The organism is Paenibacillus peoriae, from assembly GCF_022531965.1.
In the GTDB taxonomy this organism is placed as follows: Bacteria; Bacillota; Bacilli; order Paenibacillales; family Paenibacillaceae; genus Paenibacillus; species Paenibacillus polymyxa_D.
Map to the genome: position 1 here is coordinate 678,246 of NZ_CP092831.1, position 14,525 is coordinate 692,770.

Genomic DNA, 14,525 nt, shown 5'->3' on the forward strand with positions numbered 1-14,525 from the left:
GAACAGGGGGCTATGCTTTGTCTGGCAAAGAACATAGAATTGAACAAGAATCGGTGGATGTAAGTCTGGAAGAGCTGTATCAGAAATATCGCAAATATTCTTTTGCCATTGCTTATCGCATGCTTGGAACGGTTACAGATGCCGAGGATGTCGTTCAAGACTGCTTTGTCGAGCTGAAGGATAAGCCCCTGGATAATATACACAATCCCAAAGCCTATGTGGCCAAAATGACGATGAATCGGTGCCTGAATCTACTGAACTCTGCACGTAAGCAAAGAGAGACATATGTAGGACAGTGGCTGCCGGAGCCGTTGGGTGAAAGCGCAGATCTCCCTGCGGATTGGTTAGAGCGTAAAGATATGATATCTTACGCTTTTCTGGTTTTGCTGGAGCAGCTAAAGCCGATAGAGCGGGCTGTTTTTGTGCTGAGGGAAGCTTTTCAATATGATTACAAAGATATTGCGGAATTGCTGGGGAAGACGGAGAGCAACTGTCGTCAGTTGTTCAGTCGCTCCCGTCGTATTCTATCTTCCGGAGAATCTGCTCTTGAGGCTCAGTCCAGTCGCAATGTGAATAACTCATCCCGAATAAAACTACTAGAACGTTTTACAACAGCTTTTCTTGCCTACGATGTGACTGCTATGCTGGAACTACTGGCTGAACAACCTGTATTTGTGTCAGATGGCGGAGGTAATGTGCATACGGTGATGAGGCCGATGGTTGTACGCAAAGGTGTTCTTGCCCTGTTGACTTCTCGTCGGGTATTAACCGTTTTACGAGAAAGAGATGTGTGCCATACCGTCATCAATGGCGAGGTCCAGCTGGCATTTCTGGAAGACGGAAAAGTGAGAGAAACCCTATGTCTCATACTGACACCGGACGGGGAGCATATTCAGAATTTTTATTTAATGGTTAATCCAGATAAGCTGGGACACATCCATATAGACGAGGATTTTGCAAAAATCCCATAAGCGACTTCCAATGAATAAGATATAGATCGAAATGGTTTAGTTCGTCTATATCTTGCACTCCGGAGCGACTGGAATCGAATTTTTCAAAATCCTGATAGGACAGAAGAAGCTAGTGTAAAAAAATGAACTGCCCAAACATAAAAAACCTTGATTCCTTGCTTAGGATCAAGGTTTTTTGCTGTTTTCATAACTGCCGGGCTTGATGAAGAGCCAGATCGCCTATCCAGGGAAGCTTGAGCCACTTTCCTTGTCCCGCACGAATTAACAAGATAATCCACAAGGCAAGGCCTGCCAGCGTTAGCAGGGAAGCGAAGAAAGGACCGAGTAGGGGGATGAATCCTACCAGCACATGTCCGATCATGAGGGCTACAAAAAGAAGTATGGATTGCAGTGCGTGAAATAATACGAATCGGCTTTTCTTTTCCAGCATGACAAAGGCCAGCGCGCCAATAAAGGCGAACAAATAGCACAGGACAGCTGCTATATTTTCATCCAATCCTGTGGAAGACTTATAGACTGACATGTCAGGCATATCCTCCTTTATAAAAAGATTCAAGCTAAGTCTCCGTACTATACAAGCTATGAGGACAGGATTGAAGGATATGCCCGATCTCGGTAAAAAAAATGGCTCTACACAAAGGATAAGCGGTCAAGCGAGTGGATATACTCGAATTTGGCGATAACCTTTGGACTGCGCTTCTGTCGCATCGCCCACAAGCTTCGCAGATTCGATGTTCGACTGTAGCCAGACGAGCTTGCAGACTCATTGAACCACTTCCACCTTACGAATTGCCTGATAGTCTTTCCCGAGAATCCGTTTCGGTTCCCGCCAAACGTTTTAGAAACGTATTTCTCCAGTTTAAGGACAATTCTTCAACTTCAAGAATTTGCTTAATACCCTCGATATGATTCTTCTCTTGATGCATAATTCGATTGGCAAATGAAACCGTAATTGCTTTCGGATGGCGATGAAGGAGGGATAGTCCGTCGGCTTTAGAGGCAACTCCCTCCTCCAAAACGCGGAAGTAGAATCCCGTGTGGCCTGTTTGCTGTACCTTCAAGGGCATGTCCGGTACGCCGTACTTGATGGACAACTTGTAGCAAGGCTGTCTCGGTTGGCTAACTTGAACGATAGCTTTGCCAAGCTTAAAGACGTCTCCAATGCAAACGTCGGATTCTAGCAAACCCTTTATCGTTAAATTTTCCCCGAACGCGCCGTAATCGAGCGGTCTCCGCAATTCATTTTCCCAGAACGGATAGTGCTCGTAGGGATAGACGCATACAGCTTTCTCTTTACCCCCGTGATGAACTAGATCGCCCTGCCCATCCCCTTCGAAGTTTAGATAAGATAAATACAAATATTCATCTGTGGCCGACTTGAATATCCCCGTAGAAACGTTCTTCTGATTAAACTGGATCTGCTTGGGCATGCCGACATTAAGTGAAAGGATTTTAATAGATGCCATTCGGATCACCCCTACTCCAAATTTTGGTCAACGAGTTTTGCTAGATGCTTCTATATACCGCGTTCCTGCATATGTTCGCCCGCCTGAAGCGAGAATTTCTATGATGACTACGCCTTATTACATTTCGGTAATTCCTCTTTTGACTCTGTTCGTCCTCGTTTCCATTTTACACTCCTCTATGCGCTATTTGCGAATTTTCGATGAGTCTCCGTTAATGGGATAGAGTCCTTTTTGGGCAACTCATCGTTCCGGGAGCGATTTTTCGTTCGAACATACCCGATCTCGGTAAAAAAATGAATTAGAGAATGTGTATAAAAATACGAAAAAGGCTGAACGAAAAGAATTCGTTCAGCCTTTTAAACGGTTATGCACATGTTTTGCACATGTTGTATACACTTTATCCACCACATATTAATGTTTATCCACAGAAATAACATTATTTATGCACAAGTTGTGCACAATCTGTAGATAATATTACGATAATTTATACTTTGCACACAGTTTGTCCACAAACTATCAACATATTGGGTGTAATTGTGGATATACTTTCGTAATTATCGGTCACCAGTTTTTAAATGGCGGCGTGGATGTGTGATTTTACCCATTTTATTCTTGTCATCCTCTTTGGGGATAAGTCGTTCATCGGTACGTCCCTCGTGATGGTTATCAAAGGCATATTCGGTCATTTTCCACTCGGAAGTACCCAAAACTACATCAGCGGGAAAATGCTGGCCTCTGTGCAAATGCTGCTCATGTCCATCCTCATCAATATAAACACCGTCCACTTCTACCTTATCACCCGTTAGTGGGAGTAAATCCTTTCCTTTGCGTTCCATTGGTATCCCCTCCGTCTGGCTTATTCTCCGTTAATTTGTCCGGACGGAGGTTCTTTTATCCACAAGCTGATGCAAAATATCCTCGGCAATTTGGTCTGCGGGATGAGGTTTGCGAAGTAGCTTAATCGCCTGCGTCATCTCTCCAGCAAGAGAGGGGATGGAAATCAGGTCGAGACAATGCTGAATCAGCTCCTCCGTAGTGCGAGCAATCCGAGCAGCTCCTTTTTGCTGCAAATATAGAGCATTATTTAGCTCCTGACCGGGTACGGGCTTGAACACAAGAATAGGCAAACCGGATGCAATGCTTTCTGAGAGTGTAATGCCGCCCGGCTTCGTAATCACCAGATTGCTCGCACGCATAAGTGCTGGAACAAAGTCCACGAATCCATAGGTGTAAATGTCCGGGTAGTCTGCATACAGCGCATCCAATTCTGCCTTCAGTTGCTGGTTACGACCGCAGACGATGAGTAGCCGCAACTGAGGAAGCTGGCTTAATTGCTGACAGATATCCATTATGCCGGATAGCACACCATAGGCGCCAGCCATAATGAGTAGCGTAGTAGTCTCAGCCTGTAGGGGTGGGATTAGCTGTTCTTGAACAGGCGCTTCGTCGGCAGACATGTTATAAAAAGAAGCGTGGATCGGAATGCCCGTCGCGGCAATGCGTTCGATCGGTATTCCCCGCTGGGCAGCTTCCTGCTGCATATCCTCAGTGGCTACATAGTAGCGGTCAATATCGGGATGCAGCCAGCGCCCATGCAGATCGAAATCCGTAACCACGTTGACAATCGGCAAATGCATTCCCATTTTGCGACGTAACGCCGGAAGCGCGAGCTGCGGGAATGTATGTACTACGAGGTCGGGCAACTCCTTTTTCAGTGTGAGCGTAAGTTGACGCATTCCGAATGAATGCAACACATGGCCGAAGGCCGATGTAGCCTGCATACCGCGCGTGATGTTATAGACCCATCCGTAAAGCTGTGGAATGGTTTTGAAGCTTTGCATATATACAAATTTGGTCAGACTGTTCAACCAGGGATGAGATTCAGCCATTAGGTCAAGTAGTCGTACCTCGCAGTGTCCGAGTCTTCGCAAACTGTCCTTAATTGCCCGGGCGGCCTGTACATGGCCTTCCCCGTAACTGGCGTACAATATTAGAATTTTTGGTGGTAAGACTTCCATGATTGTTTAGCCCCCTATATTCAATAAGCACATTGAAGCTCATTTCAGGAACGTTCCAAGTTGAGGGAGGATACGGCTGGCAAAACGTAACGCTCCAGTAGTGTTCGTGGATTTTTCCAACGGCTCACCTTGCTGTCTGCTGTAAATACCGCGACTGCGTTCGCTTCTGGCACAAGATAAATTTGCTGTCCTCCATGTCCGTGTGCACACGCGTAGTTGATGCCGTGGAGTCGTCCTGTCCACCATTGGAATCCGTAATCCCCGAATTCTGGATAGCCTTCGACCTGTCGCTGTGTCGCCTGATGCAGCCAATCGGCCGGTATCAATTCTTTTCCGTTCCAGCTGCCTTGATGAAGGCAGCAGTCGCCGAATTTAGCCATGTCACGCGATGTCAGATATAGCCCGATATGTCCCATGGTGTAGCCCTCTGGATCTTGTGCCCAACCACTTCTCCCAAAACCTAAGGGTTCGAACAGATGCTGGAGAGCGTACGTATAGGCGTCAATCCCACAACAATGGGTCAGTAGCACGGACAACAAGTGCGAATCAACACTGCGATATTGGAATACACCGAGTTGATCCTCCTGTACAGGTAAGCGCAGGGCAAAGGACGGCCAGCTTTTGCTGCGATGAAAACGGTGGATAAAAGCTTCTCCGAGCTTTTTGCCTGTCTGCCAATACAAGCCAGATGTCATGGTCAACAGATGGCGAATCGTAATCTGCTCTAGCAGTGTTTCCTTCCGCCTAGGTAAATACTCAGGCAACAGCTTATGTACAGCCGTCTCTGGCCCGGGCATATCACCGCGAGCCATAGCTATGCCGATGAGCGTGGAAGTGAAGCTTTTGGTCGCGGATCGCAAATCGTTCAGAGAGCTTGCTTCATGACCGTTGTAATAGCGTTCCCAGATCAGTTTACCGTGGCGCAGCAGCAGGAAGCTGTGCATTTTAGGAAACTTGGCTTGAACTTCACGGTCTGCCTGATCAAGTAAGGAGGCATTGATGCCCTCCTCTTCACAAGTTCCTATGTTCAGGGCAGACATACGGGCAACAGGTGCAGTGAACAGCGGAGCATAGCGGCTCATCCTTTTCCCTCCTTGTTATGTTTATTTATTTTACCCCAAACACATACACTCCAAAAACCGATAAATAAGGTATACCCTCTGTGCAACAGCTGATGTAGTACCCCAAATGACATGATGCGTAAAAGATAGGTAAAATCAATGTAAATTTACTGGAAAGCTGAAAGCTGTATCTGAATATGTTATAATGGGGTAGTGATTCAGCCAAAAGAAAATCGGTTAATACAAGTGTCAGGTACATGCCTGCCTAAGGCGTTCCCGACCTAAGCTGCAATTAGACATACTACTTCACTGCATAAGGACATCAATACTTTTCGGCATTCTCTTCAACGGAGCACTTATTTTCAACGTTTTGGGAGGGAGTTACATGGCAACGAAAGGTCACAATGAAGTAAAGGAAAGTCTGCGGGAAATGACTCGAATTTTCCGGCCTAAGGATCCCAAAAAATTTGTAAAGGAATATGTGCGAAAATACCGGATTACAGGAGGGTATGAGGAAGAGTTGACCATGGTGGTGGAAAACGAACTCGGTCGCATAAATTCTTCAGTATCTTAAAGGGTTCGATTACCCGAAAAACTAGAAATACGACTTTTATAAACCGTCTATCCACAGAGGAGACGGTTTTTTTGTGTCTGCCCTGCATACAATGGGATAGGTTTAGTGTATTTGTATGCTCAAAGGAGGCGGATTCCAATAGAGATAGCGATACGAACACCGGAGGAAATCGGCTACATGAGGGAGGCCGGGCGTATTTTAGCAGATTGTCATCGTACGCTGGAAAGTCGTATTCTTCCGGGAATCACAACGCTTGAAATCGACGCTTGGGTGGAGCAGTTTTTAAACAAGCGCGGAGCCACGCCTGAACAAAAGGGCTATAAAGGTTTCCCTTATGCCACCTGCGCTTCGGTCAATGAGGTGGTGTGCCATGGTTTTCCCTCGGAGCGGGTGCTTCATGATGGGGATATTGTGACCATCGACATTGTGGTTAACAAGGACGGTTGGCTGGCTGACCGAGGATGGACCTATGCGGTAGGTAACATTAGCCGCCCGGTAGCGAGACTGTTGCGGCAGACCCATAAGGCACTGATGCGCGGTATAGAGGTTGCCCGCCCGGGGAGGACATTGGGGGATATCGGGCATGCTGTGGAAAAAGCGGCAGGCTGGCGGCGGTTCGGCAACGTCAAGCCTCTGATCGGGCATGGCATTGGCCGCCAAATGCATGAGCCGCCAGAGGTTCTGCACTACGGTCGTCCCAAAACGGGATTACCCCTGCGCGAAGGGATGGTGATTACCATCGAGCCGGTATTTACCCTAGGAACCGAGGGGGCCGTGCTCTGGGGGGACGATGGCTGGACCATCAGCACAGCAGACGGCAGTTGGGGAGCCCAATACGAGCACACGATTGCGATTACAAAGAACGGCCCTTATATTTTGACCTCGTAAAAGCGAGTTGTGCCATAGGGAGTCAATGTGCGGGTCCTTTGCATAAGGCTCTCTAGGTAAGTTTTTTTCAGGATGATGCATTCATCGGAAACAGCCATCACAATTCCCGCCACTTTGCCGTCCAGTCCTGGAAAAAAGCAGATACAGAGAATAAGCGCGAGAATTGCAAAGCTACAGAAAACAGCCTACCGATAAAGATAGGTTTGGTAGCATCACGATAATACGTATGGACGAGCTGAATGTCATCCATGCCGTTCGGTGCTTGTTAATAATAAGTCCCTGATATATGTTACGGACAGCTACCCATATGTATAGTAAAGTAAGAACCTGAAATACGTTCTTGGTAGGTTCGATCAATTCGGGGACACACCAAATACATATTGAAAGACCAGATTGCCTACGGGCGTCAACCCGATACTCCAGCCTATGATCAATACAGCTACAGCCACGAACGTACATAAAATGAAACAATTTTATTCAAGTCGAATCCTTCAGGAATGAATGAATAGCAGTGAACATTTTTATTATAGATCAAGATTCGGATCGTCGGTATATGGAAAGTATAATATTGGAAACTAGGAGTGGAACTCACATGATCATCAGGGAAGCAACGATATCAGATGCCGAGGGCATCGCCAAGGTGCACGTAGATTGCTGGAGGACGACGTACAAAGAAATAATGCCTGCCCAGGTTCTGGAACAGCTTTCCTATGAGCAAAGAACAAAACTGTGGAATGCGAATCTATCCAGTGAAGACGGTCATCGGGTATATGTTGCTGAAAATGAGAAGGGGGAAATCATCGGATTTGTGAGTGGGGGTCCGGAAAAGTCAGGTGAATATCCCCCGTATGGGGGAGAAATAACGGCAATTTACGTTTTGAGTGAATACCATAGTCTAGGCTTGGGGAAGAGACTATTTTTACGTCTGCTTCAACATTTCAATAGTATGGATATTCACTCTGTGATCGTATGGGTGCTAGCAGGTAATCCAGCATGTACCTTTTATGAAAGGTTGGGAGCCAAACTTATAGTAGAACAACATATTATAAGTTTGGGTGGCAAAAATCTGAACATGGTGGCTTACGGTTGGATACTATTCGGATAGAATACGCTTTTGTCCTTCCAAGGCACGAATGGGTGCGATATTTTGCGTAAATTCCAACGTTCCCAGATAGCGGCCCTCTGCATCACGGATGGCAAAATAACGAATGTAGACAAATTTATCCTTGATTGGAATCCAAAAATCTTCAACATCCTTGCGGCCTGCCTTAAAATCTTCCAGCAGCTTCTCAACGACATGCACGCTTTGGGGTGGGTGGCAATTCTGTACGGTACGACCAATGACGGCTTTCGTGCGCGCGAAGATTCGTTCCTTACCATGGGAAAAATAGCGAACAACATCATTTTCATCGATAAAGGTCAGGTCAACAGGTAGATGGTTCAACAGCAGTTCCAATTGTTGTACGGATACAATCCCTGTCTCGAATCGCACGAAGCCTTGCGGTGTTCCTGATGTGCCTTCCGTTTGCTCAAGGGCTTCTGCAGGCTCCTCTGCCCGTTCGGGTATCCATTCGCGTTCGGGGGCGGTCAGGCAGAATCCAATTTCCTCGCTTTCCCGGGCTATTTTCAGCCATTCATCCTCTGTCAGCTTACTGAGTGCCATCGGCAGCAAAATATTCTCTTCCTTGAATATCATTTCATTTACTTCACTCATGATATGGGCAAGCGCCTTCCCAATCTGTTCACGATCCCCGTTATATTCGGCGAGCAGACTCTTCGCTTCCTTAATCGCGGCACGAATGCCGTCGTCCACACCCCACATGACTTTGGTCGGGCCAAAAATTCCATAGCGTTCTAGATAAGGAAAGACCAAGTTTTCTTTACGACTGTAGTGCTTGTCGAGATCCATTAGCAGACTTAAATCCTCAAGCAGCTTGTAAATAACCTTGGGACTGTCCTCCTTTTGAAATTGCTCTGCATGCAATGCCAACTTAAAGTTGACCAGTCGTTCGATCTCCCGATTTTCCAGCTTGAATGTGTGGACAGGATGTCCCGGTTGTTCCTCCGGTCCTGAAGGACGGTGAATATCCTCAATGGAGCCCTTGAAGATCGAAGTATGCACGGAACAGAGCCGCTGAACTTCCGATACGGGAATTCCCTCCTCGGTCATCAGTGCGTGCTCCATAGCTGAAATTTCCGCCACACTTACTCCGCCAACAGCCTCTGCAAAACGCGCTTTCACCTCTTCGACGCTTTTCCCGGCATGTAATTCTTTTATAATTTCCTTCAGTGTTCGTTGACGTTCTGTTAATTCCTGTGCTGTATGTTCACGGTTGTTAATTAGCTCGCTCATGATCGTTAGCTCCTTTATTTTTGAATGGTAAAACCATGTTGCAAAAACGTGCGTTCCACGGTTTCCATAGCTACTTTTTTCAATGCAATACCTTTGGACAATGTCATAAAACGACCTGCGGTTTGTAACATGCCAGGCTTGGCGATATCATGAAAACCCAGCTCTACCATAATGTCCTTCACTTCGGGATAACGGTTAACAAGGTTAAAAATCGGCTCATCCCAGTGCAGTATCTTATCCATTTGTTCATCCCCTTGATTGAGAACGTTTATCATTTACAGAGTAGCATAGGTCCTGACGAGCTATTGTGATTGTACGCACAATTTACATTCAGGTGTTGACAGTTGTAATTCATGGTTTATATACTGTGTATAAAGATATATACAGTAATAACATTGATTACTTTAATAATAACTTCGTATGAAGAGAGAACGAGGTCGTCATTACAGGCAGTGCAGAAGGGATCAGGATAAGAAAATGACAATCATCAAGCAGGCATGGAAGATTACCCGGCAGGATTTTCGCAACAATCCATATGTTATGCTGTGGACATTGCTGTTTATTGCGTATTTGGGATTTACCATGAGTTTTGCTGTAAGTGTGCATTGGGATGAACGTGGAAACTTGAGTCCGGTAGCCGATTTTATCATGCTGGTGTTGATTCCGTTTCTCGGATACATTTATAACCGCCGTGCATTTAAATATCTTCAGGAAGATTCCTATACGCATATGCTAGCCTTTTTCCGCACCTTGCCTATACCGATGAATGCGGTGATTATGAGTCGAATTCAACAGGCGCTTTTGGCGTTTGTTGTGAATAGTGTGATATTTTTCACTCTCTTGTTTACGTTGTCAGCTACGTTTCGGGTATATGCCAGTACAGGTTTCTTTGTATCGTTTGCACTTACCTGGATAGGCTACGGAATGCTGATTCAAGCCATTTATATTCATTTGGAATTTCTTAAAAAAGGTAAATCCTACTTTTGGCTATCCATTGTCATCATGCTAATTTGTGGGATAGTTACGATTATAGTTCGAGTATGTGGGGCCAATCTGGTATCGATAACGGCATTTTACAGCAAGGAATGGCAGCTGTTGTCTCCGGTGATGTGGGGAGCGCTGCTGGCAGGAGCTCTGGGTATGTGGATGTCCTACAGGGTGACACAGCGTAAGCTTATGAAACGGGATTTAACTTAGCGGTATGTGTACAAAGATAGATAAAAAGGGGGGAGAAGCAGGTGAATATACCAGTGCAAATTGATGAGAATAGCGCGGAACCGCTGTATGCGCAGATTGAAAAGCAACTTCGCTCACTCATCGTAACCGGACAGATTGCAGCGGGAACGCTGCTTCCCTCCATTCGGGAGTTCGCAGGGACGCTCCGCTGCAGCGTCATCACCGTCCGGCGGGTCTATCAGGATTTGGAGAACGAAGGCTTGCTTCGTACCCGGCAGGGAATGGGCACCTTCGTAGCTCTGGTCGAAGACGATAAGCGCTCAGGTTACCGCCTTAAAGCAGTGACCGAGGCGTTGGAAACGGCGATTGACACAGGCATCGCTGTACAGATGACAGAACAGGAATTGTTGGAGCTTTTCGCAGAAATGGTGAAGAGAAGGTATGAAGTCCAAGTGAAGGAGTGACGCCCGTGAAAAACGATGTAAACCATCATGTGGAAGTTCCTATGGGGATACAGATAAAAACACCCATTATTGAGATAAGCCAAGTCTATAAAACTCGAGGTAACCGGGAAATTGGACCGATTAATCTAACCATTGAACCGGGATATGTAGTCGCTTTGGCTGGACATAACGGATCGGGCAAAAGTACATTGATTCATCTGCTGACTCAGCTTATCCACCCGGATTCCGGTGAAATACGTTGGTTCGGTCAAGCGTATCCGGACGGCATGCCGGCAGATACACGACAATGGGTTGGGTATATGTCAGAGCAGCCGACCCGTGAGGAAGATCGACTCACAGCAGAAGCAGCAGCGGCGTTTCGAGCCTTGTGGTATCCCGGCTGGGATGAAACACGTTTTCAGCGTCTGATGGAACGATTTCAGGTTCCTCAGCATACGAAATTATCGCGCATGTCCAAGGGAGAGCGCCGTAAGTTTGAACTGGCTGCAGCCTTGGCGCCTCACCCTCGTTTGTTGCTGCTGGATGAGCCTTCGTCGGGTTTAGACCCTTTTGCCTGGAAAATCATGCTGGAGGAACTGCGGGATTGTATGGAGAACGGCAAAACGACGGTCATTATTGCCACTCATATCATAGACGAGATTAAGCGTTTGGCGGATTATATTGTCCTGATGCATGATGGCAGGCTGCTCGGCAAGCTGGAAAAAGACCATTTGCTCGAAAATAGCAAAGAAATGTGGTTTGAAGGCACACCGGAGGAGGCATCGGAACTTCCGGGTGTTGTAGAGATGGAGAGCGAAGGCGGATTGCAGCGAATTGTAACGTTGGCAGCCGGAGAGACCAGCGCCATCTTGGAACAAGCGGGCATCCGCCCCATCCGTGTGCGGCGTTTGGAACTGGATGATATTTTAGTATATTGGTCTGCGGGACAACTATCAGAAGATGCGGAGACATACACGCAGAAAAAAGGAGCGGAGTAATCATGAACATGCTGGAATTGAAAGAGGTCGTGAAGCAATATGGGAACCACACGGCGGTGAACGGAATTTCGCTGAATGTGAACGGTGGGGAGATTTACGGACTACTGGGAGGCAATGGAGCAGGCAAAACGACAACGATGCGCATGGTGCTCGGTCTGATTTACCCTGATGGAGGTAACATTCAATATGAGGGCAAGCCCTACAGCAAGGAGCTACAGCGGACGATGGGCTATTTGCCCGAGGAGCGAGGGTTGTACCCCAAGGTGAAGGTGAGCGAGCAAATTAACTATTTGGGCAGGTTGCGCGGAATGTCGGCTAAGGAGGCGGACAAAAGTCTACGCTACTGGCTGGAGCGCTTTGGGGTGCCCGAATATTACGACAAGCGGATTGAGGAGCTATCCAAGGGAAATCAGCAGAAAATGGGCTTTATTGCCGCCGTTGTGCATCGCCCGACGCTGCTCATTTTGGATGAGGCCTTTAGTGGGCTTGATCCGGTAAACGTTGAATTGCTTAAGGATACGGTGAAAGAGCTGCGGGACGATGGGGCTGCGATTTTATTCTCGACCCACCGCATGGAGCATGTGGAGGAACTGTGCCGCCATATTACGATTTTGCATCGCTCAAATACAGTTGTGCAGGGAAGTGTGCAGGAGATTAAGGGCCGTTACCCGCGTGAAAAAGTTCGTCTCATCACTACAGGTGAAGTGAACGGACTGGAACAGCTGCCCGGCGTGCGCCGTGTAGAGCCTATGGATCGCGGCTGGATGCTGCATATTGAGCAGCCGAATGCGGCGAAGTTGGTATTACAAACGGCGTTGGAGCAAACGGATGTAGAGCATTTTGAGATCAAGGAACCTACGCTGAACGAGATTTTTATAAGAGAGGTGGGTGATTCCCATGAATAGACTGGGTACGGTAATCGGTTTTACGTTTCGTCAGAAGGCGAGAACCAAATCTTTTATCATTACAACGCTGGTACTGGCCTTGCTCATTACGCTTGGTATGAATCTGCCATATTTGATTTCTTTGTTTAAAGCAGATGGGACAGGAGGTTCGGGCACGACGGCAGCCGAGCATCATCGCTTGGGACTGATTGCCGGGAGCCGGATAGAAGTGGCGAATCAACTGGAGAAATTCACCAAGGAGCAATCCAACCCGGCAGCCATCTGGAAGCGTTATGACAACGTACAAACACCAGCCATGCAGCAAGCCTTGAAAAATGGGGAGCTGCAAGGTTACGTACAGTTCACGGAGCCTACCGACAAGGGAGACACGTTTCCTAAAGTGGAATATGTCTCTGTAGAAAAAGAGCCATCTCCTGCTGTAATTACATTGTTGCAGACGGGACTTCAGGAAGCTAAGGTCAAAGCCATTATGGGCGGCAATGCATTGACCAGTGATCAAATTCGTGAGATTAGCACACCTGTAATAGTGGACAGCAGGGAAGTAGACGGTTCGTCTGAGGCAGGGGGAGCTGTGGGGACAGAGGAAAAAGAGACCTCTATGATTAACTATGGTTTGGTCTATGTACTGATGATTTTATTCTTCACCTCCTCCATGATGACGGGGAATATGATTGCTGCAGAGGTGACATCGGAAAAAAGCTCACGTATCATGGAGATTCTCATCACAAGTGTCTCACCGTTGACCCAGATGTTCGGAAAAATTATCGGCATTTTCCTGGTCGGCCTGCTGCAAATTGCTGTCTTTGCAGCCGCTGTATGTGCCAACCTTATGCTGCCGCATAATAATGTCATTCTTAGCTCAGCCGGGCTGGATCTGTCGCAACTGAATATCGCGGTGTTGGGTTATGGTCTGGTATTCTACATCCTCGGCTACTTTCTCTACGCAGTACTGTTCGCCGCGGTGGGCTCCATTGTTAGCCGTACCGAGGAGTTGGGACAGGCGATCATGCCGATTACCGTGCTGTCACTAGCAGCCTTTTATATCGGTATCTTCAATATCGCCGCATCTGATACGATTTTCGTAAAGGTTGCCGGGTACATCCCATTTTTCTCGCCAACCGTCATGCTGTTGCGGATTGGTCTGGAACGGGCGAGCCTGCTGGAAATCTGGCTGTCACTTGGTATTCTGGTCGCCTCCATTTTGATGTTCGGTTGGCTGGCCGCCAAGATCTACCGTACGGGTGTCTTAATGTATGGCAAACGTCCTTCGTTCAAAGAGCTAAGAAAAGCTATGAAGGCTTACAAGATTTAAATTTTTAGCAATACATGTGAGTGTGTGGTGTCATAATTAATGAGAATGTATTCATAATTAATGAGAAAAAAATTTCATAATTGATGAGAAATGAATATTTATACACTAGTATACATCGGTGGAGTTATTGTATGGTGTCCGAATATAAGAAGATGGCGAAGAAATAAACTATTTGAGGGGAATGATTTAAAATGACAAAAGAAAAGGATTAGTACTGTAAAAATAAAGTAATAGACTGGAGTCGTTGACTTAACAACGTTTTCGAATTGAAGAACCGTCAACTTTTGAGAAATAAGTTTTAGACTAATCCATTAAATGAAACAGCGGCAGAACAAGACCTGATAAATAAGGTCTTAGACT

General features: G+C 46.8%; 16 protein-coding genes. 9 read left to right on the forward strand and 7 right to left on the reverse strand.

What is annotated here, in order from left to right; all coding sequences use genetic code 11:
* The first annotated feature begins 17 nt into the window (after nt 1–17).
* A complete protein-coding gene (locus tag MLD56_RS03115) occupies nt 18–971 on the forward strand; it encodes a sigma-70 family RNA polymerase sigma factor (RefSeq protein WP_029515945.1) in 954 nt (317 codons plus the stop codon).
* Nucleotides 972–1,155: 184 nt separating this feature from the next.
* Here the strand turns inward: MLD56_RS03115 and MLD56_RS03120 are convergent, their stop codons facing one another.
* From MLD56_RS03120 to MLD56_RS03140, 5 genes are all read right to left on the reverse strand, one after another.
* Complete coding sequence (locus MLD56_RS03120; RefSeq protein ID WP_029515944.1) at nt 1,156–1,494, reverse strand: DUF4870 domain-containing protein; 339 nt, start codon at nt 1,492–1,494, stop codon at nt 1,156–1,158.
* Nucleotides 1,495–1,753: 259 nt separating this feature from the next.
* Nucleotides 1,754–2,437, reverse strand: coding sequence for an MOSC domain-containing protein (locus tag MLD56_RS03125; protein ID WP_029515943.1), 684 nt, complete (start codon nt 2,435–2,437; stop codon nt 1,754–1,756).
* A 554-nt stretch (nt 2,438–2,991) separates the two neighbouring features.
* Entirely contained in the window at nt 2,992–3,273 is a 282-nt protein-coding gene (locus tag MLD56_RS03130) for a hypothetical protein (protein WP_029515942.1), read from the reverse strand.
* A 30-nt stretch (nt 3,274–3,303) separates the two neighbouring features.
* Nucleotides 3,304–4,455 (reverse strand): MGDG synthase family glycosyltransferase, encoded by a 1,152-nt coding sequence (locus tag MLD56_RS03135; RefSeq protein ID WP_029515941.1) that lies wholly within the window; start codon nt 4,453–4,455, stop codon nt 3,304–3,306.
* Nucleotides 4,456–4,499: 44 nt separating this feature from the next.
* Complete coding sequence (locus tag MLD56_RS03140) at nt 4,500–5,537, reverse strand: serine hydrolase domain-containing protein (RefSeq protein ID WP_029515940.1); 1,038 nt, start codon at nt 5,535–5,537, stop codon at nt 4,500–4,502.
* 364 nt (nt 5,538–5,901) lie between these two features.
* Between MLD56_RS03140 and MLD56_RS03145 the strand changes: the two genes are divergently transcribed.
* From MLD56_RS03145 to MLD56_RS03155, 3 genes are all read left to right on the forward strand, one after another.
* A complete protein-coding gene (locus MLD56_RS03145; protein WP_007428354.1) occupies nt 5,902–6,090 on the forward strand; it encodes a hypothetical protein in 189 nt (62 codons plus the stop codon).
* A gap of 105 nt (nt 6,091–6,195) precedes the next feature.
* Nucleotides 6,196–6,978: a type I methionyl aminopeptidase gene (map, locus tag MLD56_RS03150; RefSeq protein ID WP_080658580.1), complete on the forward strand. Its 783-nt coding sequence runs from the start codon at nt 6,196–6,198 to the stop codon at nt 6,976–6,978.
* Nucleotides 6,979–7,570: 592 nt separating this feature from the next.
* Entirely contained in the window at nt 7,571–8,083 is a 513-nt protein-coding gene (locus MLD56_RS03155; RefSeq protein WP_029515938.1) for a GNAT family N-acetyltransferase, read from the forward strand.
* Here the strand turns inward: MLD56_RS03155 and MLD56_RS03160 are convergent.
* Nucleotides 8,072–9,331, reverse strand: coding sequence for a DUF438 domain-containing protein (locus MLD56_RS03160; RefSeq protein ID WP_029515937.1), 1,260 nt, complete (start codon nt 9,329–9,331; stop codon nt 8,072–8,074). The two genes, MLD56_RS03155 and MLD56_RS03160, sit on opposite strands and share 12 nt — an antisense overlap.
* Before the next feature lie 14 nt (nt 9,332–9,345).
* Entirely contained in the window at nt 9,346–9,573 is a 228-nt protein-coding gene (locus tag MLD56_RS03165) for a DUF1858 domain-containing protein (RefSeq protein ID WP_029515936.1), read from the reverse strand.
* 235 nt (nt 9,574–9,808) lie between these two features.
* On the opposite strand from MLD56_RS03165, the gene MLD56_RS03170 reads away from it, so the two are divergent.
* Genes MLD56_RS03170 through MLD56_RS03190 form a run of 5 tightly spaced genes read left to right on the forward strand, consistent with a single transcriptional unit; the run spans nt 9,809 to nt 14,165 of the window.
* Nucleotides 9,809–10,528, forward strand: a complete 720-nt coding sequence (locus tag MLD56_RS03170) for a hypothetical protein (protein WP_029515935.1) — start codon at nt 9,809–9,811, stop codon at nt 10,526–10,528.
* A 41-nt stretch (nt 10,529–10,569) separates the two neighbouring features.
* Nucleotides 10,570–10,971 carry a GntR family transcriptional regulator gene (locus MLD56_RS03175; protein ID WP_029515934.1) on the forward strand — a complete coding sequence of 134 codons (402 nt, stop codon included), beginning with the start codon at nt 10,570–10,572 and terminating at the stop codon, nt 10,969–10,971.
* A 41-nt stretch (nt 10,972–11,012) separates the two neighbouring features.
* Nucleotides 11,013–11,948, forward strand: coding sequence for an ABC transporter ATP-binding protein (locus tag MLD56_RS03180; protein ID WP_049816911.1), 936 nt, complete (start codon nt 11,013–11,015; stop codon nt 11,946–11,948).
* A 2-nt stretch (nt 11,949–11,950) separates the two neighbouring features.
* A complete protein-coding gene (locus tag MLD56_RS03185) occupies nt 11,951–12,853 on the forward strand; it encodes an ABC transporter ATP-binding protein (RefSeq protein WP_029515932.1) in 903 nt (300 codons plus the stop codon).
* Nucleotides 12,846–14,165 (forward strand): ABC transporter permease, encoded by a 1,320-nt coding sequence (locus MLD56_RS03190; protein ID WP_029515931.1) that lies wholly within the window; start codon nt 12,846–12,848, stop codon nt 14,163–14,165. The genes MLD56_RS03185 and MLD56_RS03190 overlap by 8 nt, the downstream gene beginning before the upstream one ends.
* Nucleotides 14,166–14,525 lie beyond the last annotated feature (360 nt).